Below are 24,516 nucleotides of genomic sequence, written 5' to 3' on the forward strand. Positions count from 1 at the left end.
CTCTGCTCACCCGCCCCCGGTCCGCGGCACGCAGAGCTCGCGTCAGCCGGCGAGCACCGGTACCGCGTCCGTTTCGGGGTCGAGGCGTCAGGCACGGCCCGAGGGTCCGGCCCATGAGGCCCGCCGGGTCCGGGTCGCCGTCTCCCGCAGGATCAGTACGGCCGCCGCCGACGCCGAGGGGCCCGAGCTCCGTGTCGCCAGGGACGCGCCCGCGCGGCGTACCGCGTCGAGGCGGAGGCGCTGGACGCCGACGAGGGCCCGCAGGAAGGGCCGGTACGAAGGGTCCACCACGCCCGCGAGGGGGGCGGCCGCCGCCAGGTCGGTGGCGGCCCGGTCCGCCTGTTCCCCGACGAGCCGGCCCAGCGCCGCGCCGGGCCGGGTGAGGTCCGCGCCGTGGCGTGCCACCGCGTCGGCGGGAACGCCAGGCCGGCCCGCGCGCACGTCCTCGGACAGGTCTTCCAGGAAGTCGATGCGCTGCATGGCGCGGATGAGCAGGTGGCAGCCGTTCGTGAACACCGCCCGCGCCGGCGCGTCCGTGGGCGCGAGGAGACAGGCCGTGAGCATCAGTGCGGGCAGGGAGTACTCCCGTACGTACTGCTCCAGTTCCTCGTCGTCCGTGATGGTCCGCCACGCGACCTCGCGCGCGCATCCCCGCAGGAACTCGTCCACATGGACGCGCACGTCCGGGTGGCACTCGGCGGTGCGCACCAGGCAACGCAGCACGGGAAGTCCGGAGCGGCCCTCGGCGAAGGCCTTCCGCACGAGCCCGTCCCACTCCGCGAGCGCCGTCACCCGTTCGTCCGGCGTTCCCCGGTCGATCCGGTCGTCGGTGTCGTGCATGAACGCGACGGCGGCCACGACGTGCGGCAGCAGTGCGGCGGGGAGCAGCAGCCGCGCGGCCGCGTATTCGGCGGTCCTGTACCTCCGCACGGCCCGCCGCTGCCTTGTGTAGTCCTGCCGCAGCCGCGGCTCTCCGACCCCGGCCCGGTCGAGGGTCCGCTTCCACATGCCGGTCTCCTGTCGTCGTCGGCTGCGAGCTTACGGGCGCTGGGGCAGGAGATCCGGACGAGCCCCCGCCATCCTGTCTGGCCGGCCCGAAACAGACCCGGCGATTTCGGGACGCCTGCCGACGCGAACGCCGGGTACCCGACTCCGTACGGACCAGCGACGCGGACCGCGTTCACGACCGCTCTCGGGGAGAGAAGAACATGACAGTCAAGGCGATGGGTTGGGCGCACTCGTTCCCCATGTCAGGGGGTGTACGGGCCGGGCGACGGTGGACGCAGGAGCATCTGGCGTCCCTGCCGTGGGCCGCGCAGGAGCCCGAGACGGTGGACGCCATCGTCCTGACCGTCTCCGAGCTGCTCACCAACGCCCACGTCCACGCGCACAGCGACGCACAGCTCGTGCTCACCTGGGACGGCGACTGCCTCCACATCAACGTCCACGACGAGGATCCGACGCTGCCCCGGCCCCGTGACGCCGACGACGACGCGGTCTCCGGCCGGGGCGTGAGCATCGTGCAGGCCCTCGCCGACACGTGGAGCATGCGGTGCCAACGGCACGGCAAGACGGTGACGGCCTGCTTCCGCCCGGCCCGTTCGACCGGATCCCAGGACCGTGACGAGGATTCCCGCGGCGGGAAGCATCACGAGGGGGGCGAACGGTAGCCGGGCGGCGCAAGGTGTCCGTGACGCCGGTGGTCTACAGCGGGCCGGCGCCACCCGTGTGTCCGTAGTACGAAGCCACCTGATCGCGGTACGCGATCTCGTCGAGATGCTTCTCGCGGTGGAACTCGGGGGCGTTCTGGATCTGTTCCTTGGTGAGGTCCAGATGGATCCTCCGGGCCTCCGCGTCGATGCGCGAGATCGTGTTCGCGGGCAGGAGGACCTCCTTGCCGAAGATCCACACACCGGTGTCGACGACGACGTAGGCGTCGTCGACCTCTTCGGAGTGCTTGTCGACCTTGCCGATGCTCCCGTCGAGCGCCTCCACCTTGTAGCCGGTGAGGTCCGTGCCGACGGCGAAGTTGAAGGACGGCCGGTAGTTCCAGGCGTTCTCAGTCACGTGCGAACAACTCCTGTTCGGAATCGACGGCGGTCCGATCGGGCCGGGGCGTGTCGCCCCGGCCGTCTCCTCGTCCCGCCTCGGGCTCTGCGGATCGACCGCTTCTTCCTTCGTGTCGATCTCTGGCCTTCGGGTGCCCCGTCCCGCTGCCCGTATGCCGGCGTCAGCCGTGCGCTGCGGTTGTTCGTCCTGTTTCCCTCGAGGAGGTGTGAGTTCTCGGGTGCGGGTTACGCGGATCCCCGTAACCCGCACCCGAACGAGAAGGGTTTTCCCATGTCGAAGGTCGAGGAGTCCGTCGAGGTCGAGGTCCCGGTCCGCGCCGCGTACGACCAGTGGACCCAGTTCGAGACGTTCCCGCGTTTCATGGACGGCGTGGAGAGGATCGAACAGCGTACGGACACACTCACCCACTGGGTCACGGAGATCGGCGGAGTGCGCCGCGAGTTCGACGCCGTCGTCACCGAACAGATCCCGGACGAGCGCGTCGCCTGGACGACCGTCGAGGGTGAGGCGCGGCAGGCCGGCGTCGTCACGTTCCACCGTCTCGACGAGACCCGGACGAAGGTCATGCTCCAGATGGACTTCGCCCCCGAAGGGCTGACGGAGCAGGTCGGTGACACGCTCGGGTTCGTCAAGCGGAAGGTCACGGGCGACCTCAAGCGGTTCAAGTCGTTCATCGAAGAGCGCGGCGGCCAGGAGACGGGCGCCTGGCGCGGCTCGGTGTGAGGTCCGGAGGACGGCGCCGTGCCGCGGAGCCGGCCTCGGTGGCCCGTGAGGCATCGCGGTAGACGGGACGACGGCCCTGCCCCCGGGCGAGGAGGCAGGGCCGTCGCACGAATGCGCCTGGCTAGCGGATGTGCTTCTTGACCTCTTCGTAGACCGCCTGGTCCGTGTGCAGCTCGCTGTGGCCCAGGCAGGCGGTCGTGCTGTTGGCCGCGCCGGAGAGAGCCACGCTGTCTTTGGGGCTGATGACCATGTCGCACGGCGAGCGCCAGGTGGCGTAACGGAGGGGGCCGGGAGTCTCGTCACCGGCGTTGAGCACGTTCAGGAAGTCGGATCCCGGCCGCATCTCGACGCACGGAGCACCTCCGCACAGACGGGCGACGTCGGTGCCGTGGTTGGGGCCCGCCAGGGAGACCCACGCGTCGACCTTGGACGTGCCGCCGAGGTTCTTGAGGTAGTAGCGGGAGGACAACGCGCCCATCGAGTGGGTGACGACGTCCACCTTCGCGGCGCCGGTGGCGTCCAGCACGCGCTCGATCTCCTCGGCGAGCTGTTCGGCGGTGGTGGCGTTGGACCGGGTGGCGTCGTAGGTCCACTGGTCGAGGTGGCCGGCCGGCCAGCCGTCCGCCCGGAAGCGGTCGGCCATGGTCCGCCAGGTGGAGCCGTCGGAGTTCCAGCCGTGGACGAAGACGACGGGGTCAGGCTGGACAGCCCTGGGCCGGACGTCGGCTGCGAACGCCGGGCCGGCGGTGGGAAGAAGGGGCATGAGCGCGAGGAGGAGCGTGGACAAGCTCCGCGACAGGTTCTTGATCACGCTCGGTTTGTAGCGCGCCGACCAGCGGAACGGCGGGGCCCGCACGCGACGCTCACCCGCCCGGAGGCAGCGTTTCACCGCAGAAACGTGACAGCAGCCGATGCCGGACACATGCGCCCGGCCCCGCCGTGGCTCACGCGGGCGCGGGTCGGCCGGGCGGCGCACCGGCGCGGTTCCCGCCGTCGTTCAATACTGTAAGCAGCGGCCGCCTGTGCCGTACGAAGCGCCAGAAGGGGACTCGCGATGGCCCGTCTGAGGCTGGGACCGCTCCTGCGGCACGTGGACTGGACGTCGGGCACGAGCGCGACGGTGTGGGTCGAGGCCGACCGGGCGTGTACCGCGGAGGTCCGGTGCACGGGCGGCGCAGGGGGTTCGGCTCCGACGTTCCGCGTCGCCGGCCACCACTACGCACTGGTGGTCGTGACCGGACTCGCCCCAGGGTCCGCCACGGCGTACGAGGTGCTGCTCGACGGCGAGCGTGTGTGGCCGCTCGCGGACTCGCCCCAGCCGCCCAGCACCATCCACACGCCGTCGGTCCCGGCGACGGGCGCGGTGGTCGCCTTCGGCTCGTGCCGGTGGGCGGCGCCTCCCGTGGGCGAGCCCGATCCGGTGGGCCCCGACGTCCTCGACACCCTCTCCGCCCGGCTCGCCGCCGACCCGGACGCCGATCGTCCGGACGTGCTTCTCCTCCTCGGCGACCAGGTGTACGCGGACGAGACGTCCGACGACACCCGCGCCTGGATCGCCCGGCACCGGCGGTCGGCGGGCACCGGCTCGGCCGCCCCGCCGGACCAGGTCGCCGACTACGAGGAGTACACCCACCTCTACGACGAGTCCTGGGGCGACCCCGAGCTGCGCTGGCTGCTCTCGACCGTGCCCAGCTGCATGATCTTCGACGACCACGACGTCGTCGACGACTGGAACACCAGCGCCGCCTGGGCGGCCGACATGCGGGCAACGCCCTGGTGGCACGAGCGGATCACCGGCGGCCTGATGTCGTACTGGGTCTACCAGCACCTTGGGAACCTCTCCCCCGCCGAACTCGCCGAGGACGAGCTGTACGCGGCGGTGCAGGCGGCCGACGACGGCACGGAGGTGCTGCGCGCGTTCGCCGAACGCGCCGAGGCCGACCCTGTGACGGTGCGCTGGAGCTACCGCAGGGACTTCGGCCGCACCCGGCTGCTGATGGTCGACACCCGGGCCGCCCGGGTGCTGGAGGAGCACCACCGGGCGATGCTGGACGCCCAGGAGGCGGCCTGGCTGCGGGCGCAGGTGGTCGACGACTCCGGCGGCATCGACCACCTGTTGATCGGGACCTCGCTCCCGTGGCTGCTGCCCCCGATGGTCCACTTCGCGGAGGGCTGGCACGCGGCGCTCTGCCGGGGCGAACGCGGGCCGCGGTGGGCGCGTTTCGGTGAGTGGCTGCGCCGACGGGCGGACATGGAGCACTGGGCGGCGTTCCCCTCGTCGTTCGCGAGGCTGACGGAGACGGTCGCCGAAGTGGGGAGGGCCGCCGCCCACCCGGCGACGGTGTGCGTGCTCTCCGGGGACGTGCACCACGGATATGTGGCGGAGCCCGACTGGACCACCGGGCAGCAGCCGCGCTCCCGCATCTTCCAGCTCACCTGCTCGCCGCTGCACAACTCGGTGCCCATGATCATGCAAGTCGGATTCCGTTTCGGCTGGAGCCGGTTCGCCAAGGGGATCGGGCATCTCCTCGCCCGCCACGGACGGGTCACGAGACCGGCGGTCCGGTGGGAGCGCACCGGCGGACCGTGGTTCGGCAACCAGCTGATGACGCTCACACTGCACGGACGTACGGCGCGGCTGCGGCTGGAGAGGGCCTCGGCGGGTGCGAAGCGGGAGCGCGGCGGGACGGACCGCGCGGGAGCACGGCTCATCGGCGTCTACGACCGGACCCTGACGGACGGAAGGTGACGGACGGAAGGTGACCTCCCCGGACGAGCGCACCCCGCCCCCGCCGTCCGCACCGCCGCTACAGACAAAGCCCCAGCTCAGCGTACCCTTCCCCGGGCCTTGAGGTGGGCGACGGGGACCTCCGGCGCGTCCAGTCGGCCCCCGTCGTACCCCTTCACCTCGCCGAAGCGGTCGCCTGTCATCCAGGCCTCTCTCGCCTCGCGGATCTCCTCGTCCGTGCGGCCCACGAAGTTCCACCACATGACGATCAAAACTCATAATCGCAGGTCAGACGGGATGATGACCTCGAAGGTCAGCAAAAGTCAGCATGAGCGGCAGGAGTCGGCCCATGCTGATCGCCTTCATTTGACAATGATGTGGAGAACTCAGTTGCTGGGGGCAGGTGCGCGAGCCACGAGGCCCGGCCGGTTCCGGCAGCCCGTGCAACTGGTGAGCGCCGCCCCAGGACTGTTGCGCCAGCGCACCGCACATTCTGGTGCCGCGTCGGCCATCGTACGCAACCGCGAGATCCGAGACCGGCCCGCCGCCGACAGCGGGCCGGTCGCTCGTAGGGGCACGCGGCTCGGGCTGCTCAGCGCCGACCGGCGTCTCCCACCCGGGCGGTCACGGTGCCGTCGTCGCCTCGGCGGCCGGAACGACCGCCGTGCCGCGCGCCCGGGTGGCCACGATGGGTTCGGGGAGCACCTCGGCTCGGCCACTGTCGTCAACGGCTCGGCAGATGATCCGCAGCTCGAAGTCGACGGTCCGGCTCCGCCTCCCCTTCGCCGCCAGGCGTGCTTCCGCCTCGACGACGTCGCCGCCGCGAACCGGTGCGAGGAACTCGACCGACGCGTATCCGGCGAACAGGCTCTCGTGGCCGTCGAGGGTGATCGCCAGGTGCGTTCCGGCGTCTCCGAACAGCTTCAGGCCGAAGGCCCCGTCGACCAGGTTCCCCGCGTAGTGCGCCTCGGAGTACGCGACGTAGCGCTGGTGCACGACCTTCACGCGATCTCCTCGTGGATACGGCCGAGGCGGCGGGCTACGGTCTCGCCGTCCAGCGCGATGCCCGGGTAGCCGCGCTTGGCGAGTTCGGTACACATGCGGCGGTACTTGCCGACCCCGCCCACGTAGCCGAGGAAGGTCGTCGGCTTGCCGGTCACGTTCGAGCCCCGGTACCAGGAGTCGGTGGTGGCGTAGAGGGTCTGGGCGACCGTCTCCTCGGTGATCTTCACCCAGTCGGTCTGGGCTTCGGCCGTCGGCTCGATGACCTCGGCGCCGCCGGCCTTCGCGTGGCCGATCAGATCGGTGATCCAGTCCACGGCCTGCTCGATCGTGACGACGACGTTGCTCGCGAGCGCGGGGCTCTGCGGTCCCGCGATCATGAAGAAGTTGGGGAATCCGGCGGTCATGATGCCCAGGTAGGTCCGGACTCCGTCGCTCCACGCGTCCTGCAGTCCGCCGGTCTCCGGGGTGGAGACGCCGAGCGCGTACAGCGGGCCGGTGAAGGCGTCGAATCCGATCGCCAGGACGATGGCGTCGACCTCGTGGGAGCCGGCGCGCGTGACGATGCTGTCGCTCGTCATGGTTTCGATGGGTTCGTCACGAAGGGAGACCACCGAGACGTTGGGGCGGTTGAAGGTCTCGTAGTAGTCGGTGCCGAAGCAGCTGCGCTTGGCGCCGAGGGGGTGGAAGCGGGGTTCGAGGACCGCGGCGGTCTTCGGGTCGTGAACGATCCGGCGGATCTTCTCGCGTACGAACTCGGCCGCGGTCTCGTTGGCCCTCGCGTCGGTCAGGAGGTCGGAGAACTCGCCGCCGACGCCGTTGAACCCGCTGCGCTGGTAGGCCCGTTCGTAGCGCTCGCGCCGTTCCTCGTCGGAGACGTCGAACGCGGCGGCGTCCGGGATGCGGTCGGGGATGCCGCCGAGCGAGTGGCGGCACTCCTCGCGGATCGCCGCGTAGTGGCTCTTGATCTCGTCGACGTACTCCGCCGACAGCGGGGTGTTCCGGGCGGGGAAAACGTAGTTGGGGGTGCGCTGGAACACGGTGAGGTGCTCGGCCACCTCGGCGATGAGCGGAATGCACTGGACGGCGGACGACCCGGTGCCGATCACGGCGACGCGCTTGCCCGCCAGATCGCTCAGCGGAATGTTCCACCGGCTCGTCGAGACCGTGGTCCCGGTGAAGTTCTCCAGGCCCGGCACGTCGAAGTCCTTGGGCGCCGAAAGGCCGCCCGAGGCGGCGAGCAGGTGGCGGCCCCGCCGGGTCTCGCCGGAGTCGAGGGTCACCTCCCAGAGTCGTTCATCCGGGAGCCAGGTCGCGGACGTCACCCGGGTGCCGAAGGTGAAGTGCCGGCGCAGGTCGAAGCGGTCCGCGACGTGCTGGATGTAGCTCAGGATCTCGGCCTGGGGAGCGAAGCGCTCGCTCCACGTCCACTCTTGCAGGAGCTCCTGGCTGAACGAGTAGGAGTAGTAGACGCTCTCGACGTCGCAGCGTGCGCCGGGGTACGTGTTCCAGTACCAGGTGCCGCCGACATCGGGCGCGGCTTCGAATCCGGCGAAGGTCCAGCCCTTCTCGGCGGCCTTGTACGCCGCGTACAGGCCGGAGAACCCCGCGCCGACGCAGAGGAGGTCGACGACGGGGGCGGTGGAGGGAGTCTCGGTCATGCGTGTGCCTTCGGTTAGTCGAAATGCGGCTGGCATCCGGCCGTCAGGGCTTCGCCCCGGGCGGGGGTCCACAACCCCTCGATGCGTCGACATGCATGTGTCGGTCATCCGACTTAGTCGTATGACCATGCGAATCTAGACATGAGCACGCTCGCCGTCAATAGTCGAATGGCGATCGAGTTCCTGCCCGCTGCACGCGTCAGGCGTCGGCGACGCCTCGCAGGTGGCGCGCCACCTGCGCAACTGCCTCGTCCGTCTTGGTGAACACGCCCACTTCGGTGAAGAAGCCGTGGAACACGCCCGCATAGCGGGTCAGGGTCACCTCGACGCCGTCGCGCCGCAGCCTTTCGGCGTACGCCTCGGCGTCATCGCGCAGCGGATCGACCTCGGCAGTGAGGACGAGCGCCGGGGGGAGGTCCCGCAACGACGCGGCGCGCATCGGGGCCGCGTAGTGGTCGACCTCCCCGGTGCAATCCGGGCCGATGTACTGCTCCCAACACCAGCGGGCATCCTTACTGGTCAGCAAGGGTGCTTCGGCGAACTCCATCCAGGACGGGCTGGCGAACGTGTCGTCGACGGCGGGGTAGACCAGCACCTGCGACACGGGCCGGGCGAGTCCGAGATCGCGGAGCTTGAGGCACAGCGCGGCGGCGAGACCGCCGCCCGCCGAATCACCCCCCACGGCAATCGTGTCCGGATCGAGGCCGAGGCCCGGGGCCGACCGCCGCAGCCAGGCGAACGCGTCGAAGCAGTCGTCCAGCGCCGCGGGATAGGGATTCTCCGGTGCGAGTCGGTACTCCAGTGAGAACACCGCCCAGCCCGATCGGGCGGCGATCGCGCGGCAGACCTCGTCCACCCCGTCGAGGGTTCCCAGGACGAAGCCGCCACCATGCAGATAGACCAGCGTCGGCCGTGGGCCGGCGCCCGGCGGCGGACCGTCCGGGTGGTACAGACGTGCACCGATCCCGCCGGAACGGGTGGCAACGATCAGGGATTCGACCTGGTCGAGAGGGGTGAGCGGCCGTTCGGGCGGGGGTGTCGCCAGGGTTTTCCGCGCCACTTCGGCGCCCAGTTCACGTACGGGTTTCCTGAGGGTCTCGGCGATGAATCGCGCCACCGACCGCGCATCGGGGTCCAGCCGCTCCCAGTACGGGGGCTTCGCTTCATTCACTGTGTGGCCTCTCCGAAGTCATTGACAGGTCGCGACCTGTACCCCACCATCCTAGTCACCTGATCTAGTCAATTGACCATGACGATCACGGTCCATCCGAGATCCGAAGCAGCCGATGCACGGCGCACGTGATCTCCCGAAGTCGAAAGGACCGACGGATGACCGAAACCACGACGGCTCCCGCGGCGCCCGGCGCACCAGCGGCAACCGAGGTCGACGTAAGGATCGAGGACGACGCGACTCCCCTCGTCCGGCTGATCGGCCGCACCCTGCGCGATTCCGCTCGTGCGGGGCACGCCCACCTGGTGCTGCGGAGGCCGGCCGGCACCGTGGCGATCCGGTCCCATGACACGCCTCAGGCTGCGACGATCACCTTCGGCGACGGCGTCTCGGTCTCCAGCGGAGTCCTCGTCGAACCCGATGCCACGATCACCGTCGATCTGAACGCCCGGTTCGCCCCCGTCGCCGCCCCGTCGGGTGACGCCGAGCTCGCCGCGGACGCGCTGCTCGCGCTGTCGCCCCCGGTGCCGGACTGGCAGACGGCGGCCGCGCACTTCTGGAGTGCCGCGCGCTCCGTGCCGGGCATTCCGGACGTGCTCATCGCGGTCACCGAGGGCCCCGACGGCCTGGAACAGCTCGTACTCGGCGAGGGCGCGACGCACTACCTGATCGCCGGAGCCCCCGAGGCGCTCGCCGGAGTGTTCTCCGGAGCCGACGACCTGCTCGCCGTGCTCTCCACGGGTGCGCTCGGCATCCAAGGCACCATGTCCCAGCTGTCGGTCATGGTCGGCGCTTCCTGGAAGGTTCGTTTCGATGTCTGAACTCACCATGCCCGCCAACGGCGTCGACCGCGGCGAGGAGGCCGTTCGAGCCGTTCGGCTGGAGGCGACGAACCACGAGGGATCGTTCCTCGGCAAGACGCTGACCCCGAAGAAGTTCGCCTCCGGCATGGACTCGGGTTTCGCCTTCGCCGATCTCCTCTTCGGGCTCGACCTCGGCAACGCGCCGGTCCTCGGGTTCGCCTTCCCCGACTGGCGCGGACACCTGAACGACGTCTACTTCCGTCCCGACATGTCGACGCTGGTCGAGTGGGAGCCCGGGCGCCAGGCCGTGATCGGCGACTACTGGCTGAAGGACGGCAGGCCGGTTCCGATCTGTCCGCGCAACCTGACGAAGAAGATGACCTCGCGACTCGCCTCGCTCGGCTTCACCGCGACGGTCGCCGTCGAGATCGAGGCGACCGTCTTCGAGGAGTCCATCCACGAGGCGCGTGCCCGCGGATACCGCGACCTGACACCGCTCGGCGGGAGCGCGGGCACGGCCTATCACCTGGCGAAGTCCAAGGACTGGACCGGTTACATGAACGCCGTCGCCGATCGGCTCTCCGCGGTGGGCATCGAGTGGGAGGCCTGGAGCGACGAGGACGCCGCCGGCCAGATCGAGATCAACCTGGCGCCCGGCGACCCGCTCGCGGTCTGTGACGCCTGGGCACGGACTCGCCAGATCATGCGCGAGGTCGCGTTCGACCTCGGCCGCACGGTCACCTTCATGGCCAAGCCCACCGCGGGCTACGGGCAGGCCTCGCACATCAACCTGTCCCTCCAGCGCAACGGCGTCAACGCGTTCTACGCGGAGGAGGGGCCGTCGGAGACGATGCGCCATGCCGTCGGCGGTCTGCTCGCGACGATCGAGGGCAACACCTCGATCGTGCTCCCGCAGATCACCTCGTACCGACGCCTGGTGGACCTCAGCGGCCCGCCGGTCACCGTCAGCTGGGGCATCAGCAACAAGACCACCGCGATCCGGGCGGTGTGCGGACACCCGTCGTACTCCCGTCTGGAGTACCGGGTCCCCGGCGCCGACGCCAACCTGTACCTCGCGCTCGCCGGTGTGCTGGCCGGTGTGATCGCGGGTCTGGAGCGAGAGATCGAACCGCCGGAGCCGGTCGCGGAGATGGCCTGGTGCATGCCGCCCGGGGAGATCACCCGGCTGCCGAACACCATCACGAAGGCCGCCGCCGCCCTCGAAGCGGACCCGATCCTGCGCGACCTCCTCGGCTCCGAGTTCGTCGACTACTGGATCGGTTCGCGCCGGTGGGAGTGGATGCAGTTCCACACCGCGGGCGGCGATCCGTCCGCCGACCTCTCCGCGTGGGAGTCCGCCCGCTACTTCGAGCTGCCGTGAGCGCCGCGGGCGAGGGATCGGCCGCGGTACGGCCGCTGATCGGCATCACCGGCCGGCGGATCCTGCTGGACCTCATCAAGGGAGCGGACCGGCGATACGGCGATCGCTGCGCCGACAGCTACATGGCCGACTACGCGATCCGGATCGCGCGGGCCGGCGGCCTCCCCGTGCACCTCTCGTACGAGACGGACGCGGAGGCGGTCTGCCACTGGCTGGCCGGCGTGGTCATCACCGGAGGGCAGGACCTGCACCCGGCGTGCTGGGGAGGAGACACCTCCGTGGTGCGCGACGTCGACCCCCGCACGGACCCGATGGTCCACGACGCCGAGCGGGACGCGTACGAGCTGGCGCTCGTACGCGCCGCGCTCGACCGCGGGATTCCGGTGCTCGCCGTGTGCCGGGGCATGCAGGTCCTCAACGTCGCGCTCGGCGGCACGCTCGTCGCCGACCTTCCTCCCGGTGAGGTGCGGCACCTGTCGCAGGAGGCCGCTCTCACCGACGGCACGGACGATCACCTCGTGACCTTCGAGGCCGGCTCGATCGTGGCGGGGCTGTTCGGAGCGCGGGCCGTCACCAACTCGTGGCACCACCAGGCCGTCGACCGCTGCGGCACGGGGCTCCTCGTCACGGGCCGGACGGCCGACGGAGTGGTCGAGGCGGTGGAGCTTGCGGACGCGCCGGTGCTGGGAGTCCAGTGGCACCCCGAATGGATGGAGAGCGACGATCCGACGATGACGTGGATCGTCGAGGAAGCTCTCAAACGCCTGTGAGGGGCCGGCCCGAGTGCGCGCCGACGGATGACGCACTCGGGTCCGGGCTGGGGCACGGCGCGGTCAGCGCTCAGGCGAGCTTCACGGCCAGCCACGCGTCGAACACGTCGACGACGGTCTGCGCCTGCTGCGCGGCCCGGGAACGGTCGCCGTACGTCAACCAGTTCACGACGAACCCATCGGAAAGGGTACCGATGACATAGCCGATCTCGTCGATCGTCTCGGGCGGGACGTTCTGTCCGGCGGCCGCTCTCGCGAGGATCGATCGCACCACGTTGAACGCCTCGTTGTAGACGGCCACCGCCGGATGCTCTTCCTGGCGCTGCGCCCAGCTGATCAGCTCGAAGCTCGCGGACGCGAATTCCGGGTCGGACTCGAGATACCAGTCAAGGACGCCCCGGAGCATCGCACGCGCGGTCACGACCAGGTCGCCGTGCACGTCGCTCTCGATCAGAACCTCGCGGTACCGCTCCGTCAGCCTCTCGAAGACGGCCGTGAACAGCAGCTCCTTGGTCTGGAAGCAGTAGTGCAGGGTCGCAAGCGGAGCGTTCGCCTGTTCGGCGATCCGGCGGGTCGTGGCACCGTCGACGCCGCGGCTCGCGATCACCCGGATGGCGGCGTTCACCAGCTCATCCCGCCGCTCGGCCGCCGGTACGCGTGCCACATCTACCCCCTGGTGAAGTTGGCCGATTGATCAAGTCAGCGTCCAGGTTACCAGGCGGTATGTCCATATCGACCCGCGCGCCGACCCCTCCGCAAAATAGTTGGTCATATGACTTGATCGTACGACCGTAATGAAGAAGCATGGCTCCCACCCCTCGCGAAGACCCCGTGCGGCCATCACCCCCACGACGAGGGCTCGCCGGCAGCCATCTGCGCCCGGCCAGCGGCGGCGGACCGCTCGCCACGTTCTGACTCGTTCGAATCGCCCGGCTCGGGCCCCGTGGGGCGACACCCCGACTCGCAGCCTTCGGCGGAGATCCGGATACCGAAGAGACCTCAAGGAACCGAGGAAAATGGCACTCAGAGAACTGCTTTTCCTGCTCGCCGACGTCTGGATGATCGCCGTCGGATTCACCTTCGGGTGGAAGTTCATCCGGAACTACGGGAACTATCTTCTCGGCCTCGAATGGATCATCGTCGCCACCTCCGGGTCGAACTTCTTCGTCTACGCGGCCGTGGGGGCGACCGAGGAAAGCCCGATGTACACCCTGGCCTTCTTCTTCGATCAGTTCTCACGGTCGGTCGGCATCACGCTGATTCTCGTCCTGGGCCTGATGCGCGTGACGCACCGGTACAAGCCGTCCGTGGGGACGGACGTCGGGGTGTTCGCGTTCGCCACCGCGGTCGGCCTCGCTCTGCTGCTCTTCGGCGAGCGGCTCGGCACGGGGGTCGCGATCTTCCTGATCGCCGTCAACGTCCTGACCACCCTGTTCCTGATCTATTTCTCGAAGCGCCTCTGGGCTATCGGCGCGAAGGGGTGGGCCGTCGGCGCGGGGCTGGCGACCGCCGCCGGCTGCGTCATCGCGTGGACGTACGACTTCGTCCACATTCCGGGCGACGACGAGGCGCACACCCTCTTCTACATCGGCGCGCTGAGCACCTGGGGCTTCCAGATGTTCACGTACTACTTCGCCTACCGCGCCCTGCACCGCCACAACGAGTCGGTCGGTGCCGAACCGGACCTGCGCGAGCCGAGCCGAGCCGACGCCTGACCATCCGCGTTCAAGGCGGCGAAACGACGGACAACGTCCCATGCAGAGAAAGCAACCGTGGTCGTGAAAGAAACACCTCAGCGGGAGGAAGACGTGACTTCTCGCCGTCCTCAGCCGGCCGTCAGGCCCGAGCGGATGGGAGAGGCCCCGCCCACCGCGACGCTGACCGAATTGCTGGCGGAGCGGACGCGGCAATCACCTGACCGTGAGTTCCTCCGTTTCGAAGACGCGTCGTGGACCTTCGCGGAGATCGACGCCTGGACCTCCAGGCTGGCGCATCGGCTGATCGAGGTCGACGGCGTCCAGCCGGGTGATCGTGTCGCGATCATGCTCCCGAACGTCGTGCAGTGGCCGGTCGTGTGGCTCTCCGCGCTGAAGGCCGGCGCCGTGGCGGTACCGGTCAACTCCTCGTACAAGCGGGCGGATCTCACCTTTCTCCTGCGGGACTCGGGAGCCCGGGTCGTGTTCACCGACCACGAGCGGGTGGGCCTCCTGAAGGAGGTCGTCGACGTCGAGGCCGACTTGACGGACCTCCGCGTCGTCGACGTCGCCGACGACGGGTCCGCGGCCTTCCCGGCGACCGCTCCGGCGCTGCGCCCCACCGCCGAGACCCTGGCGAACCTGCAGTACACGTCCGGCACCACCGGTTTCCCCAAGGCGTGCATGCTCACCCACGACTACTGGGTGCGGCTGGGCTGGACCTGCGCCGCGGGGACCGGCCTCGGGTCCGACGACGTCCTGCTCACCGCGCAGCCGTTCTCCTACATGGATCCGCAGTGGAACACCGCGCTCGCCCTGACGGTCGGGGCCCCGCTGGTCGTCCTGCCCCGTTTTTCCGCATCGGGCTTCTTCGCCGATGTCCGTCGCCATCGAGCGACGTTCTTCTACGTCCTCGGATCCATGCCGACGCTGCTCTTCAAGCAACCGCCGAGCCCCGAGGACCTGGACAACCAGCTGCGTCTGGTGCTCTGTTCGGGCATCCCGACCGGGATCCACGCCCAGCTGGAGGAACGCTGGGGCGCGCCCTGGCGGGAGATCTACGGCATGACCGAGTCCGGCGTCGACCTGTTCGGTCCCGTCGGGGACACGAGCTGCGTCGGGAGCGGGAACCTCGGGATTCCGGTGCCGACGAAGCGGGTCCGTGTGGTCGATCCGCAGGGGGGCGATCTCCCCGACGGCGAGCCCGGAGAGCTGATCGTCTCGGGCGAGCCGATGATGCGCGGCTACTGGAACCGGCCGGAGGACACCGCCCGGGTGCTGCGGGACGGCTGGCTGCACACCGGCGACGTCGTCGTCCGCCCGCCGGACGGCGGCATCCGGCTGGTCGGCCGGATCAAGGACATGGTGCGCCGGGGCGGCGAGAACATCGCGAGCGCCGAGGTCGAGGCCGCCCTCGAACGTGACGGGGAGGTCACGGCCGCCGCCGTCGTCGCCGAACCCGACGAGATCCTCGGGGAAGAGGTCAAGGCATTCGTCCAGTTGTCCGCCGGGGTGCCGGCGGACCGTACGACCGCCGCGCGGATCGTCGACCGGGCCGGCCGTCAGCTCGCCCGCTTCAAGGTGCCGCGCTACGTCGAGTTCGTCGCCGACTTCCCGCGGACGCCGTCCGCGCGCGTGTCCAAACCCGCGCTCAAGGCCCGCGCTGCGGCGGAGCCCGGCATCACCTTCGACCTGGGCGGCCGGCGCGGGACCGGCGGCGTGCCCACCGCGCCCACGGACTTCCTCGGCATCGACGTCGTCCGAGGCGTGGCGGTCCTGACCCTGCGCCGTCCGGAGAAGCTGAACGCCCTGGACGTCGCCACGCGGCTGCGGCTGGCGAGCGCCGTCCGGGAGGCGGGCACCGACGAGAACGTGCGCGGGATCGTCCTGACCGGCGAGGGCCGGGCCTTCTCCGCGGGCGAGGACCTCAGATCCGTGCCCACCTCGTACGCGGAGCTCCGTACGGCCTTCGAGAGCTTCCACGACATCACCCGGGCCATCGTCCAGACGCGGGTACCCGTCATCGCGGCGGTGAACGGCCTGGCGGTGGGCGGCGCCTCGGAGATCACCCTCTGCTGCGACGCGCGGATCGGAACCCCGGCGACGGAGTACTACCAGCCGGAGAACGGCCGCGGCATCACGATCTCGAACGCGTCGAGCCTGTTGCTGCCCCGGATCGTCCGGAACCACGCGATGCGCACGGTCCTCGGCTCGCCGCGGATCGGAGCCCAGGAGGCCCTGCGGATCGGCCTCCTGGACGAGATCGTCGCGCCCGACGAACTGCTCGACCGCGCCGTCGACCTGGTCGTCGAGTGGACACCGGAGAACAACACGACGGCGCTCCACCTCGCGCTCCTGCGGCCGCGTCTCGACGAGATCGAGCAGGCCTTCGCCCGGGAGGACGACGCCGCCCGGAAGACCTGGGAGAGCGGGGTGCTCAGCGCCGGCATCGAGGGCTTCTGGACCGCCAAGAACGCTCGGGAATAGCTGCGCCACAGGGACCGGAACGGCCCTTCCCTGAAGAACGACAGAGGAGACGACGTGATCGAGACAGAGGCCGCGGTACTCACTGCGGTGAACGAACCGCTTGAGCTGACCACGATCCAGGTGGACGACCCCGAGCCCGACGAGGTGCGCGTCGCGGTCACGCATGTGGGCCTGTGCCACAGCGACCTGCACTACATGACCGGCACGGTGCCGACCGGCCTGCCCGTGGTGGTGGGGCACGAGGTGGCGGGGGTGGTGGAGGCGATCGGCTCGGCCGTGACCGCACTGCGCGTCGGCGACCGCGTGGTCGGGGCGTTGACGCCGTCGTGCGGCCTGTGCGCCAACTGCGAGGCCGGCCGGTCGACCCAGTGTCAGCGTGTGGCGGAGGTCCGGCGTCGCCCGCGCCCCGCGTTCCGGCTGACGGACGGCGGACCGGTCGAGCGGCTCGGCGACGTCGGCGCCTTCTCGCGCCACACGCTCATGCGGGAGAACGCGCTGGTGCGGCTGGACGAGGCCGTGCCGCTTCACGTCGGGTGCCTCCTGGCGTGCTGTGTCATCACCGGCGTCGGCGCCGTCTTCCGCGGTGCCCGGGTGCGTCCGGGAAGCACGGTCGCGGTGATCGGCTGCGGTGGTGTCGGGTCGGCCGTCATCCAGGGAGCCAGGCTGGCGGGGGCATCGGCGGTCGTCGCGATCGACCTGGACGAGGCACGACTGGAGGCCGCGCGCGGCTATGGGGCGACCCATGTCGTCAACGGCGGCGTCCAGGATGTTGCCGCCGAGGTGCGGAGCCTGCTGGGCGACGGTGTCGACTACTCCTTCGAGGCCGTCGGCTCGGCGCGCACCGCGGCCACGGCACTCGCGGTGCTGCGGCCGACCGGCACCGCGTGCCTGGTGGGCATCGCCCCGGAGGGCACCGAGCTCACGCTGCCCGCGTCGGACTTCTTCTTCGGCGAGAAGCGCCTCATCGGCTCGTACATGGGCTCGGGTCAGGTGCGCCAGGACATCTCCCAGCTCGCGCGCCTGTACCAGCAGGGGCGGCTGCTGCTCGACGAGATGGTCACGCAGGTGATCCCGTTCGGCAAGATCAACGAGGGCTTCAAGGCGATGCGGAGCGGTGACGTGACGCGGATCGTCCTCGACCTCCAGGCCTGACCGACCACGGATGCAGAGGTGAATCACATGACGAGTGGCGAGACGACGATCCCCCAGCCGGTGAACTACATCGCGGACGCCTGGAGCGACTGCGAGACGGTCCCGGGCGAGTGGAACGTCGACCCGAACACCCGGGAACCGGTGCACCGCACGGTCACGACGGGACCCGGCGACATCGAACGGGCTCTGAAGCACGCCGAGCGGGTGTACAGCATCGGCCGCTGGGACGACGAGGCCCGCCAGGAGCGCGCGGACACCCTCGAACGCGTGGCCGCGCTCGTCGAGGCCCGGGTCGAGGACATCGCGCGCACCGACTCCCTGACCAGCGGCGTGCCGATCGGCGTCACCCGGAAGGTGGCGGCGTTCCTGCCCGCCAGGATCCGGGCGACGGCGGCGGAGCTGCGGAGCATTCCCCGGGTGAGGGCCCTGGCGGCGGGTGGCCGTGACGTCCGCCTGTACAAGGTTCCGTGGGGACCGGCCGCGATCCTCACTCCGTGGAACGGACCGAGCTTCATCCCGGCGGCGAAGGTCGTCAGCGCGGTCGCGGCCGGCTGCCCGGTGATCCTCAAGCCGTCGGAGCACGCTCCGGGCAGCGCGCAGATCGTCGTCGAGTGCTTCGTCGAGGCCGGGCTGCCCGCCGGTGCCCTGCAGCTTGTGCACGGCCGGGGCGACGTGGGCGCCGCGCTGACCGGTGACCCGCGCGTCAAGGTCGTGTCGTTCACCGGCGGTCCGGCGGCCGGGCGCGCGATCGCCCGGGCCGGCGCGGAGGACTTCAAGGTCCTCCAGCTGGAGCTCGGCGGCAACAACCCCGTGCTCGTCCTCGACGACGCCGACGTCGAGGTCGCCGCCGACGGGATCTTCGAGGGCATGACCAAGCTGAACGGCCAGTGGTGCGAGGGACCGGGCAAGGTCCTCGCGCCCAGGCGCCTGGTGGGGCCGCTGGTCGAAGCGCTGGCCGAGCGCATCTCCAAGGTCGTGGTCGGTCATTCGCTCGACGAGGGCGCCGAGCTCGGCCCGATCTCGAACGCGCCGCACTTCGCGACCCTGCAGAGCCGGATCGAGGGACTGCGTGCCCTGGGGGCCACCGTCCACCAGCCGGCCCGGCTGCCCGAGCTCGACGGCTTCTTCCTCTCACCGGCCGTCGCCGCCGGGGCCGACCCGGCGAAGGCCACCGCGGAGTTGTTCGGCCCCCTCGTCTCCGTGCACGCCGTCGACTCCGACGAGGAGGCGCTGCGCGTCGCGAACGCCCACCCCTCGGGACTCGACGCCTACGTCTTCGGCGGCGACACCGAACGCGCCATCGACGTCGGCTCGCGGGTCCTGGCCGGCGAGGTGCGGATCAACGGCGCGAAGATCGCCGATCTCGGCGACGATTCCGCGCAGAGCTTCTGGGGGCCGTCCGGCATCGGCGGTCACGGCCCGGCCGAGTCGGTGCGTGTGTTCTGCGGAGACCGGGTCGTCGGTGTGGACGCACCGGACCTTCCGCTGTGAAACGCCCGTGAAACGAGCCGCTGCCATGGACCGAACACGGGTGAAGGACGCAGCGGCTGAAGGCTGACGTCTCCGGACCCAGCCGTCGAGATCACCCGACGCACACCCAGAGCCGCTGGAGAACCCTCATGCTCAACCTCTCGATCCTCCTCGAAGACTCCGCCCGCACGTTCCCGGACCGGGACGCGCTCGTGCTCGGCCCGCACCGGCTGTCGTACCGACAGGTGGACGAGGCGGCGAACCAGGTCGCCAACCTGCTGGTGTCCCGGGGCATCCGGCCCGGCGACAAGGTCGCCCTCAGCTGCCCCAACCTCCCCGCCTTCCCCATCGTCTACTACGGCGTGCTCAAGGCGGGGGCGGTCGTGGTACCGCTCAACGTCCTGCTCAAGGGCCGCGAGATCGCCTACCACCTGGCCGACGCGGACGTCTCGGCGTACTTCTGCTTCGAGGGGGCCCCTGAGCTGGCCATGGCCGCGGAGGGCCATGCCGGATACCAGGAGGCCGGAACGGTCGAGCACTTCTTCGTCATCACCGCCGACCCGGAGGCTCCCTGCCCGATCGCCGGCGCCGAGACGCTCGGCCGGGCTCTCGCCGGCATGAGCACCGCGTTCGCTCCGGTGGTCACCGAGCCGAACGACACCGCGGTGATCCTGTACACCTCGGGGACGACGGGGCGGCCCAAGGGAGCCGAACTCTCCCACGCGAACATCATGATGAACGTGCTGGCCGACAACCGGCTGTTCCGCAACGAGCCCGCCACCGACAGCCACGTGGTGTGCCTCCCCCTCTTCCACACCTTCGGCGCGACGGTGCAGATGCACGCCGGGTTCTCGGTCGCCGCGACCTTGTACCTCGTGCCGCGCTTCGCCGCGCGTGAGGTGGTCGAGCTGATGAGCCGCGAGACCATCACGTTCTTCGCGGGTGTTCCGACCATGTGGTGGGGGCTGCTCGACGCCCTCACCGAGGACATCGACGTCCACCGCATCGCCGGGAACCTGCGGATCGGGATCTCCGGCGGCGCGGCCCTGCCGGTCGAGATCCTCAACCAGGTCGAGCAGCGCCTCGGCATCACCGTGCTCGAAGGGTACGGGCTGTCCGAGACGTCGCCCGTGGCCACGTTCAGCGATCCCCGGCTCGCACCCCGGCCGGGCTCGATCGGCGTCCCGATCTGGGGCGTGGAGCTGAAGCTGATCCGGCCGGACTGGACGGAGGTCACCCGGGCCGGGGAGGTCGGCGAGATCGCGATCAGAGGTCACAACGTCATGAAGGGCTACTACAACCGCCCGGAGGAGACGGCCGAGGTGATCCGCGACGGCTGGTTCCGCACCGGAGACCTCGCGCGGCGCGACGAGGACGGCTTCTACTCCATCGTCGACCGCGCGAAGGACCTCATCATCCGCGGGGGTTACAACGTCTACCCCCGCGAGATCGAGGAGGTGCTGCTCACCCATCCCGCGGTGAGTCTGGCGGCGGTGGTCGGTGTCCCGCACGACAGCCACGGCGAAGAGATCAAGGCTTTCGTGATCCCGGCGAAGGACGCTGTCGTCACCGCCGACGAGCTCGTCGCCTGGAGCAGGGAGCAGATGGCCTCCTACAAGTACCCCCGCGTCGTCGAACTCGTGTCGAGCCTGCCGATGACCTCCACCGGCAAGATCCTCAAGCGCCGGCTCGTCTGAAGCTCCCACGAACCCCGGACCACCCGAGGCGGTCCCACCCCTCAGCCGCCGTCGTAACCGTCACCGCCCAGGAGGAGCAGCGAGATGAAGACGGACCACGTCGAATACACCACCTTCACCGGGTGGATCGACCCTCCTGGCGGCGTCCGGCCCGCCCTGGCCGACGACGTCACCTGCGAGGTCGCGGTCATCGGCGGCGGCCTGGCGGGCATGTCGACCGCCCTGCGACTGGCCGAACGCGGCCGGGACGTGGTGCTGCTGGAGGCCGAGTTCTGCGGGCACGGCTCCGCCTCGCGCAACGCCGGGCAGGTGGCGGGCGCCCCGGGGGGCGACATCCAGCTCCTGAGCATGCTCCACCGCAAGACGTTTCCCGGCATCGTCCGGTTCGCGGAGAACTCCGCTCACTTCCTGGAGCGGCTGATCGAGCGGCTGGCCATCGACTGCGACTACGAGGCCACGGGCAACGTCTGCGCCGCCGTGTCCCGTGGACAGATGGGCCGCGTGCGCCGCGTGACGAAGCTCCTGCGCAAGGCCGGCGCGGACGTCGAGCTCGGTACGAGCGCAGAGCTCGGCATCCCGCGCGGATTCCTCGGCGGCATGCGCGAGTCCGTCGGCGGAATGATGAATCCGGGCAAGTTCAGCCTCGGCATCCGCCGTGCCGTCCTCGCGTCCGGCGCCCGGGTCTTCGAGCGGACGCGGGTCTCCGAGGTCCGTCCGACCGGCGATCACGTGGTGATCAACACGCCTGGGGGCGAGGTGCGAGCGCGGCGGGCCGTGCTCGCGACGAACGCCTTCGGCGGCGACCTGGCCATCACCCCGAAGCGGCTCTCCGTGCCGATCTGGGTCAGCGAGGTGGAGACCGAGCCGATCGACCCCGACCGCCTGGCCGCACTGGGATGGACCAGCCGGTCGGGTGTGGTGACCCAGCACAACATCATGGAGAACTACCGGCTGACCTCGCGCGACACCATCGTGTTCGGGGTCCGCCGGCTCCAGCGGGGCAGGACCTGTCCCCTCCCTCCGAGGAAGCCGGACGAGGCCGTCGTCGCCGAACTCGCGCGCGCCTTCGAAAGGCGCTTCCCCGCACTCGCCGACGTCGCGGCCGCCCGGGCCTGGGGCGGATGGATCGCGATCACCCCGTCCTGGCTCCCGGTCGCCGGCACGACCCGCGACGGCGTCTACTACTCGGTCGCCTGCAACGGCCACGGCCTCGCCCAGGCCCCCTACGTCGGCTCCCTCATCGCGGACCTGATCGTGGACGGCCGGCAGCACGAGGACCTGAAGACGCTCTGGGCGAAGAAGCCCGACTTCCCCCGCCCGCTGATGATGGGCGCCGTGGGACTGCGGACCATCTGGACGGTCGACCGCTTCAACGACCTGATCAACGGGAGCCGACGGAACGCCCGGCGCGGCGCCGCTCCGAGCTGAGGCATGGGTGACCGCGAACCGTCCGTCGTCTCCGACGCCCCGCTCCCCGCTCACCCGGTGGCACAGGTCCTTCCGCTTCCGGACAATGCCCTTATGAGGACCGATGTCGACACCCTCCTCCACCGTCTGGCCCAGCAGCTCAGGCCGCGGACGGAGGAATCGGTCGAGACCCTGCTGCGGTACACCCGCGGCGAGCTGTCTGAACCCTGGGGGTACGACGAGGTCGCGGATCTCGTGGCCGAGGAGACGGCCGGGCACGTCGTCGCGTTCCTGGACCTGCTGGAACACGGCGCCGACGCCGCGGAGGCCGCGCCGCCGCCGCAGTCCCTGGAGCTCGCCCGCAGGCTCGCCCGGAGCGGGGTCCCGATCAGCACGCTCCTGCGCGGCTACCGGCTCGGACACGTCGCCCTGCTCCAGCTGGTCCAGACCGAGGTCCTCACGCTCACCGACGATCCCGAGCTGGTCAACGCCGCGGCACTGCGCCTGATGGCGGCGGGTTTCGGGTACGTGGACCGCAGTTCCGCACACGTGGTCGCGGCCTACCAGGAGGAACGCGACCGCCGACTGCAACGGCGGCTCCTGCTGGCCAATGAGGCCGGTCGCCGGATCGGGACCACACTGGACATCGACCGCACCGCGCAGGAGCTTGCGGACGTCGGCGCCGACGGCTTCGCCGACCTCGTCGCCGTCGACCTCGTCTCCTCCGTCCTCGACGACGAGGACGTCTCGCCGCCGTCGACCCCGCCGTCGCTCCGTCGCGTCGCCCGGCGATCCGTACCGGGCGGCGACGCCAAGGAGCTTCCCGTACGGATCGGACGGACACACAGCTACCCCGCCGATTCGGAGCCGGCCCGCGCGCTGGCGACCGGCACGCCCGTTCTGCGCCGTGGCGGAGCGAGCGGAGGCCTCGCAGGTGGTGACGGGTTCCACTCAGCCCTCCTCCTCCCCCTGGTGGCCCGCGGGGAGACGCTGGGCCTCGTCCAGTTCCTCCGTACGGGGAGCGGCGCGCCCTTCGACGACGACGATCTCCTCCTCGCCCAGGAGATCGCCGCCAGAGCGGCGGTGTCCATCGACAACGCCCGCCGGTACACCCACGAGCGTTCCACCGCGCTCGCCCTCCAGCGCAGCCTGCTGCCGCGGCACGCCGTGGAGCAGTCCGCCGTCGTCACGGCCTCCCGCTACCTGCCCAGTGGCTCCCGCGCGGGCGTGGGGGGCGACTGGTACGACGTGATCCCGCTGTCCGGAGCCCGCGTGGCCCTCGTCGTGGGTGACGTCGTCGGACGCGGACTGCGTGCCGCCGCCACCATGGGCCGCCTCAGGATGGCCGTGCGCGCCTTCGCGGACATCGACCTCATGCCCGACGAGCTGCTCACCCACCTGGACGACGTGGTCATCCGGCTCCAGCACGAGGAGGGGGAGGAAGCGGGCGAGACCAGCGCCACCTGCCTGTACGCGGTATACGACCCGGTCTCCCGCGTGTGCTCGCTGGCCAGCGCCGGACACGTCCTGCCCGCCGTGGCCACTCCCCCGGACGGAGCGGGCGACGCGCCGGGCTCCCGGTCGGTCGAGTTCCCGGAGATGCCGATCGGCCCGCCGCTGGGCCTGGGCGGACTCCCCTTCGAGACCGTGCAGTTCGAACTGGCCGAGGGGAGCCTGCTTGCCCTGTTCACGGACGGTCTCGTCCAGAGCCGGGCACGGGACGTCGACACCGCTCGCGAGCTGCTGCGCGACGGCCTGGCCCAGGGGTCCGCGTCCCCGGACGAGGTCTGCGACCGTCTGATCGCCGCGCTGGTGCCGGAGCGGGCCGTCGACGACATCGCCCTCCTCGTGGCCCGCACCCTGTCGCTCGATCCCGGTCACGTGGCCACCCTCGACGTTCCCTCCGACCCGGCGGCCGTCGCCGGGGCACGCCGCTTCGCCTCCGAAACGCTGACCGCCTGGGGCCTCGACGGGCTTTCCTTCACCACCGAACTCATCGTCAGCGAGCTGGTGACGAACGCGATCCGCTACGGCCGGAGTCCGATCCGGCTGCGGATGATCCGTCAGTCCACGCTGACCTGCGAGGTATCCGACGCCAACAGCACCGCTCCGCACCTGCGCCGCGCCCGCACCTACGACGAGGGCGGCCGCGGACTGCTCCTCGTCGCCCAGCTCTCCGAACGCTGGGGCACCCGCCACCACCGCGAGGGAAAGGTGATCTGGGCGGAACAGGCCCTGCCCGCGGACGGTCTCCTCACTCTCCCGGCGACCTGACCTCCCCGCCCGCGTGGCCGTGGGAA

Annotated in this window: 20 protein-coding genes and 1 pseudogene; 13 read left to right on the plus strand and 8 right to left on the minus strand. The window is 70.5% G+C overall.

What is annotated here, in order from left to right:
• Nucleotides 1–87: 87 nt before the first annotated feature.
• Nucleotides 88–1,008 (minus strand): squalene/phytoene synthase family protein, encoded by a 921-nt coding sequence (locus IO20_RS0115565; RefSeq protein WP_030545638.1) that lies wholly within the window; start codon nucleotides 1,006–1,008, stop codon nucleotides 88–90.
• Between the two features lie 200 nt (nucleotides 1,009–1,208).
• Here IO20_RS0115565 and IO20_RS0115570 point away from each other — a divergent pair, with 200 nt between their 5' ends.
• Nucleotides 1,209–1,670, plus strand: a complete 462-nt coding sequence (locus IO20_RS0115570; protein WP_051874215.1) for an ATP-binding protein — start codon at nucleotides 1,209–1,211, stop codon at nucleotides 1,668–1,670.
• A gap of 34 nt (nucleotides 1,671–1,704) precedes the next feature.
• Here IO20_RS0115570 and IO20_RS0115575 read toward each other — a convergent pair whose 3' ends face one another.
• Nucleotides 1,705–2,067, minus strand: coding sequence for a PRC-barrel domain-containing protein (locus IO20_RS0115575; RefSeq protein ID WP_030545642.1), 363 nt, complete (start codon nucleotides 2,065–2,067; stop codon nucleotides 1,705–1,707).
• 273 nt (nucleotides 2,068–2,340) lie between these two features.
• Between IO20_RS0115575 and IO20_RS0115580 the strand changes: the two genes are divergently transcribed.
• On the plus strand, nucleotides 2,341–2,793 hold the full coding sequence (locus IO20_RS0115580) for an SRPBCC family protein (RefSeq protein ID WP_030545644.1): 453 nt from the start codon (nucleotides 2,341–2,343) through the stop codon (nucleotides 2,791–2,793).
• Between the two features lie 121 nt (nucleotides 2,794–2,914).
• Here IO20_RS0115580 and IO20_RS0115585 read toward each other — a convergent pair whose 3' ends face one another.
• A complete protein-coding gene (locus IO20_RS0115585; RefSeq protein WP_051874233.1) occupies nucleotides 2,915–3,556 on the minus strand; it encodes an esterase/lipase family protein in 642 nt (213 codons plus the stop codon).
• A 291-nt stretch (nucleotides 3,557–3,847) separates the two neighbouring features.
• Here IO20_RS0115585 and IO20_RS0115590 point away from each other — a divergent pair, with 291 nt between their 5' ends.
• Nucleotides 3,848–5,542, plus strand: coding sequence for an alkaline phosphatase D family protein (locus IO20_RS0115590; RefSeq protein ID WP_030545649.1), 1,695 nt, complete (start codon nucleotides 3,848–3,850; stop codon nucleotides 5,540–5,542).
• Nucleotides 5,543–5,619: 77 nt separating this feature from the next.
• Here the strand turns inward: IO20_RS0115590 and IO20_RS38595 are convergent.
• From IO20_RS38595 to IO20_RS0115610, 4 genes and pseudogenes are all read right to left on the minus strand, one after another.
• A pseudogene (locus IO20_RS38595) lies at nucleotides 5,620–5,790 on the minus strand (pirin family protein); the annotation flags it as partial.
• A gap of 355 nt (nucleotides 5,791–6,145) precedes the next feature.
• Nucleotides 6,146–6,526, minus strand: a complete 381-nt coding sequence (locus IO20_RS0115600) for a hotdog fold domain-containing protein (RefSeq protein WP_030545651.1) — start codon at nucleotides 6,524–6,526, stop codon at nucleotides 6,146–6,148.
• Nucleotides 6,523–8,184, minus strand: a complete 1,662-nt coding sequence (locus tag IO20_RS0115605) for a flavin-containing monooxygenase (RefSeq protein ID WP_030545653.1) — start codon at nucleotides 8,182–8,184, stop codon at nucleotides 6,523–6,525. Before IO20_RS0115605 ends, IO20_RS0115600 begins: the two co-directional genes overlap by 4 nt.
• A 199-nt stretch (nucleotides 8,185–8,383) precedes the next feature.
• Nucleotides 8,384–9,355, minus strand: coding sequence for an alpha/beta hydrolase (locus tag IO20_RS0115610; RefSeq protein ID WP_030545654.1), 972 nt, complete (start codon nucleotides 9,353–9,355; stop codon nucleotides 8,384–8,386).
• A 158-nt stretch (nucleotides 9,356–9,513) separates the two neighbouring features.
• Between IO20_RS0115610 and IO20_RS0115615 the strand changes: the two genes are divergently transcribed.
• Genes IO20_RS0115615 through IO20_RS0115625 form a run of 3 tightly spaced genes read left to right on the plus strand, consistent with a single transcriptional unit; the run spans nucleotide 9,514 to nucleotide 12,309 of the window.
• Nucleotides 9,514–10,176, plus strand: coding sequence for a hypothetical protein (locus IO20_RS0115615; RefSeq protein ID WP_030545655.1), 663 nt, complete (start codon nucleotides 9,514–9,516; stop codon nucleotides 10,174–10,176).
• On the plus strand, nucleotides 10,169–11,539 hold the full coding sequence (locus IO20_RS0115620; protein ID WP_030545656.1) for a glutamine synthetase family protein: 1,371 nt from the start codon (nucleotides 10,169–10,171) through the stop codon (nucleotides 11,537–11,539). Before IO20_RS0115615 ends, IO20_RS0115620 begins: the two co-directional genes overlap by 8 nt.
• A complete protein-coding gene (locus tag IO20_RS0115625) occupies nucleotides 11,536–12,309 on the plus strand; it encodes a gamma-glutamyl-gamma-aminobutyrate hydrolase family protein (RefSeq protein ID WP_030545657.1) in 774 nt (257 codons plus the stop codon). Before IO20_RS0115620 ends, IO20_RS0115625 begins: the two co-directional genes overlap by 4 nt.
• Nucleotides 12,310–12,379: 70 nt before the next feature.
• Here the strand turns inward: IO20_RS0115625 and IO20_RS0115630 are convergent, their stop codons facing one another.
• The gene (locus IO20_RS0115630; protein WP_063761369.1) at nucleotides 12,380–12,934 is read right to left on the minus strand and encodes a TetR/AcrR family transcriptional regulator; all 555 of its coding nucleotides are present in this window, start codon (nucleotides 12,932–12,934) and stop codon (nucleotides 12,380–12,382) included.
• 391 nt (nucleotides 12,935–13,325) lie between these two features.
• Between IO20_RS0115630 and IO20_RS0115635 the strand changes: the two genes are divergently transcribed.
• The 7 genes from IO20_RS0115635 (at nucleotide 13,326) to IO20_RS0115665 (ending at nucleotide 24,490) form a co-directional block, all read left to right on the plus strand.
• The gene (locus tag IO20_RS0115635; protein WP_030545659.1) at nucleotides 13,326–14,024 is read left to right on the plus strand and encodes a hypothetical protein; all 699 of its coding nucleotides are present in this window, start codon (nucleotides 13,326–13,328) and stop codon (nucleotides 14,022–14,024) included.
• Nucleotides 14,025–14,117: 93 nt separating this feature from the next.
• Nucleotides 14,118–16,490 (plus strand): AMP-binding protein, encoded by a 2,373-nt coding sequence (locus IO20_RS0115640; RefSeq protein WP_030545660.1) that lies wholly within the window; start codon nucleotides 14,118–14,120, stop codon nucleotides 16,488–16,490.
• Between the two features lie 54 nt (nucleotides 16,491–16,544).
• The gene (locus IO20_RS0115645) at nucleotides 16,545–17,642 is read left to right on the plus strand and encodes a Zn-dependent alcohol dehydrogenase (protein WP_030545661.1); all 1,098 of its coding nucleotides are present in this window, start codon (nucleotides 16,545–16,547) and stop codon (nucleotides 17,640–17,642) included.
• A 27-nt stretch (nucleotides 17,643–17,669) separates the two neighbouring features.
• Complete coding sequence (locus tag IO20_RS0115650) at nucleotides 17,670–19,133, plus strand: aldehyde dehydrogenase family protein (protein WP_030545662.1); 1,464 nt, start codon at nucleotides 17,670–17,672, stop codon at nucleotides 19,131–19,133.
• Nucleotides 19,134–19,261: 128 nt separating this feature from the next.
• Nucleotides 19,262–20,809, plus strand: a complete 1,548-nt coding sequence (locus IO20_RS0115655) for a long-chain-fatty-acid--CoA ligase (RefSeq protein ID WP_030545663.1) — start codon at nucleotides 19,262–19,264, stop codon at nucleotides 20,807–20,809.
• Nucleotides 20,810–20,893: 84 nt separating this feature from the next.
• On the plus strand, nucleotides 20,894–22,237 hold the full coding sequence (locus tag IO20_RS0115660; protein ID WP_030545665.1) for an NAD(P)/FAD-dependent oxidoreductase: 1,344 nt from the start codon (nucleotides 20,894–20,896) through the stop codon (nucleotides 22,235–22,237).
• Nucleotides 22,238–22,330: 93 nt separating this feature from the next.
• A complete protein-coding gene (locus tag IO20_RS0115665) occupies nucleotides 22,331–24,490 on the plus strand; it encodes an ATP-binding SpoIIE family protein phosphatase (protein WP_037635599.1) in 2,160 nt (719 codons plus the stop codon).
• The last annotated feature ends 26 nt before the right edge of the window (nucleotides 24,491–24,516 follow it).

It is taken from the genome of Streptomyces exfoliatus (assembly GCF_000725545.1).
Classification (GTDB): Bacteria; Actinomycetota; Actinomycetes; order Streptomycetales; family Streptomycetaceae; genus Streptomyces; species Streptomyces exfoliatus.

Bases quoted from the DNA above. Each gene is read 5' to 3' on its own strand.
- IO20_RS0115615 (WP_030545655.1), top strand. From the start codon at position 9,514: ATGACCGAAACCACGACGGCTCCCGCGGCGCCCGGCGCACCAGCGGCA.
- IO20_RS0115655 (WP_030545663.1), top strand. From the start codon at position 19,262: ATGCTCAACCTCTCGATCCTCCTCGAAGACTCCGCCCGCACGTTCCCG.
- IO20_RS0115570 (WP_051874215.1), top strand. From the start codon at position 1,209: ATGACAGTCAAGGCGATGGGTTGGGCGCACTCGTTCCCCATGTCAGGG.
- IO20_RS0115580 (WP_030545644.1), top strand. From the start codon at position 2,341: ATGTCGAAGGTCGAGGAGTCCGTCGAGGTCGAGGTCCCGGTCCGCGCC.
- IO20_RS0115650 (WP_030545662.1), top strand. From the start codon at position 17,670: ATGACGAGTGGCGAGACGACGATCCCCCAGCCGGTGAACTACATCGCG.
- IO20_RS0115665 (WP_037635599.1), top strand. From the start codon at position 22,331: ATGAGGACCGATGTCGACACCCTCCTCCACCGTCTGGCCCAGCAGCTC.
- IO20_RS0115590 (WP_030545649.1), top strand. From the start codon at position 3,848: ATGGCCCGTCTGAGGCTGGGACCGCTCCTGCGGCACGTGGACTGGACG.
- IO20_RS0115585 (WP_051874233.1), bottom strand. From the start codon at position 3,556: ATGCCCCTTCTTCCCACCGCCGGCCCGGCGTTCGCAGCCGACGTCCGG.
- IO20_RS0115660 (WP_030545665.1), top strand. From the start codon at position 20,894: ATGAAGACGGACCACGTCGAATACACCACCTTCACCGGGTGGATCGAC.
- IO20_RS0115565 (WP_030545638.1), bottom strand. From the start codon at position 1,008: ATGTGGAAGCGGACCCTCGACCGGGCCGGGGTCGGAGAGCCGCGGCTG.
- IO20_RS0115635 (WP_030545659.1), top strand. From the start codon at position 13,326: ATGGCACTCAGAGAACTGCTTTTCCTGCTCGCCGACGTCTGGATGATC.
- IO20_RS0115620 (WP_030545656.1), top strand. From the start codon at position 10,169: ATGTCTGAACTCACCATGCCCGCCAACGGCGTCGACCGCGGCGAGGAG.
- IO20_RS0115605 (WP_030545653.1), bottom strand. From the start codon at position 8,184: ATGACCGAGACTCCCTCCACCGCCCCCGTCGTCGACCTCCTCTGCGTC.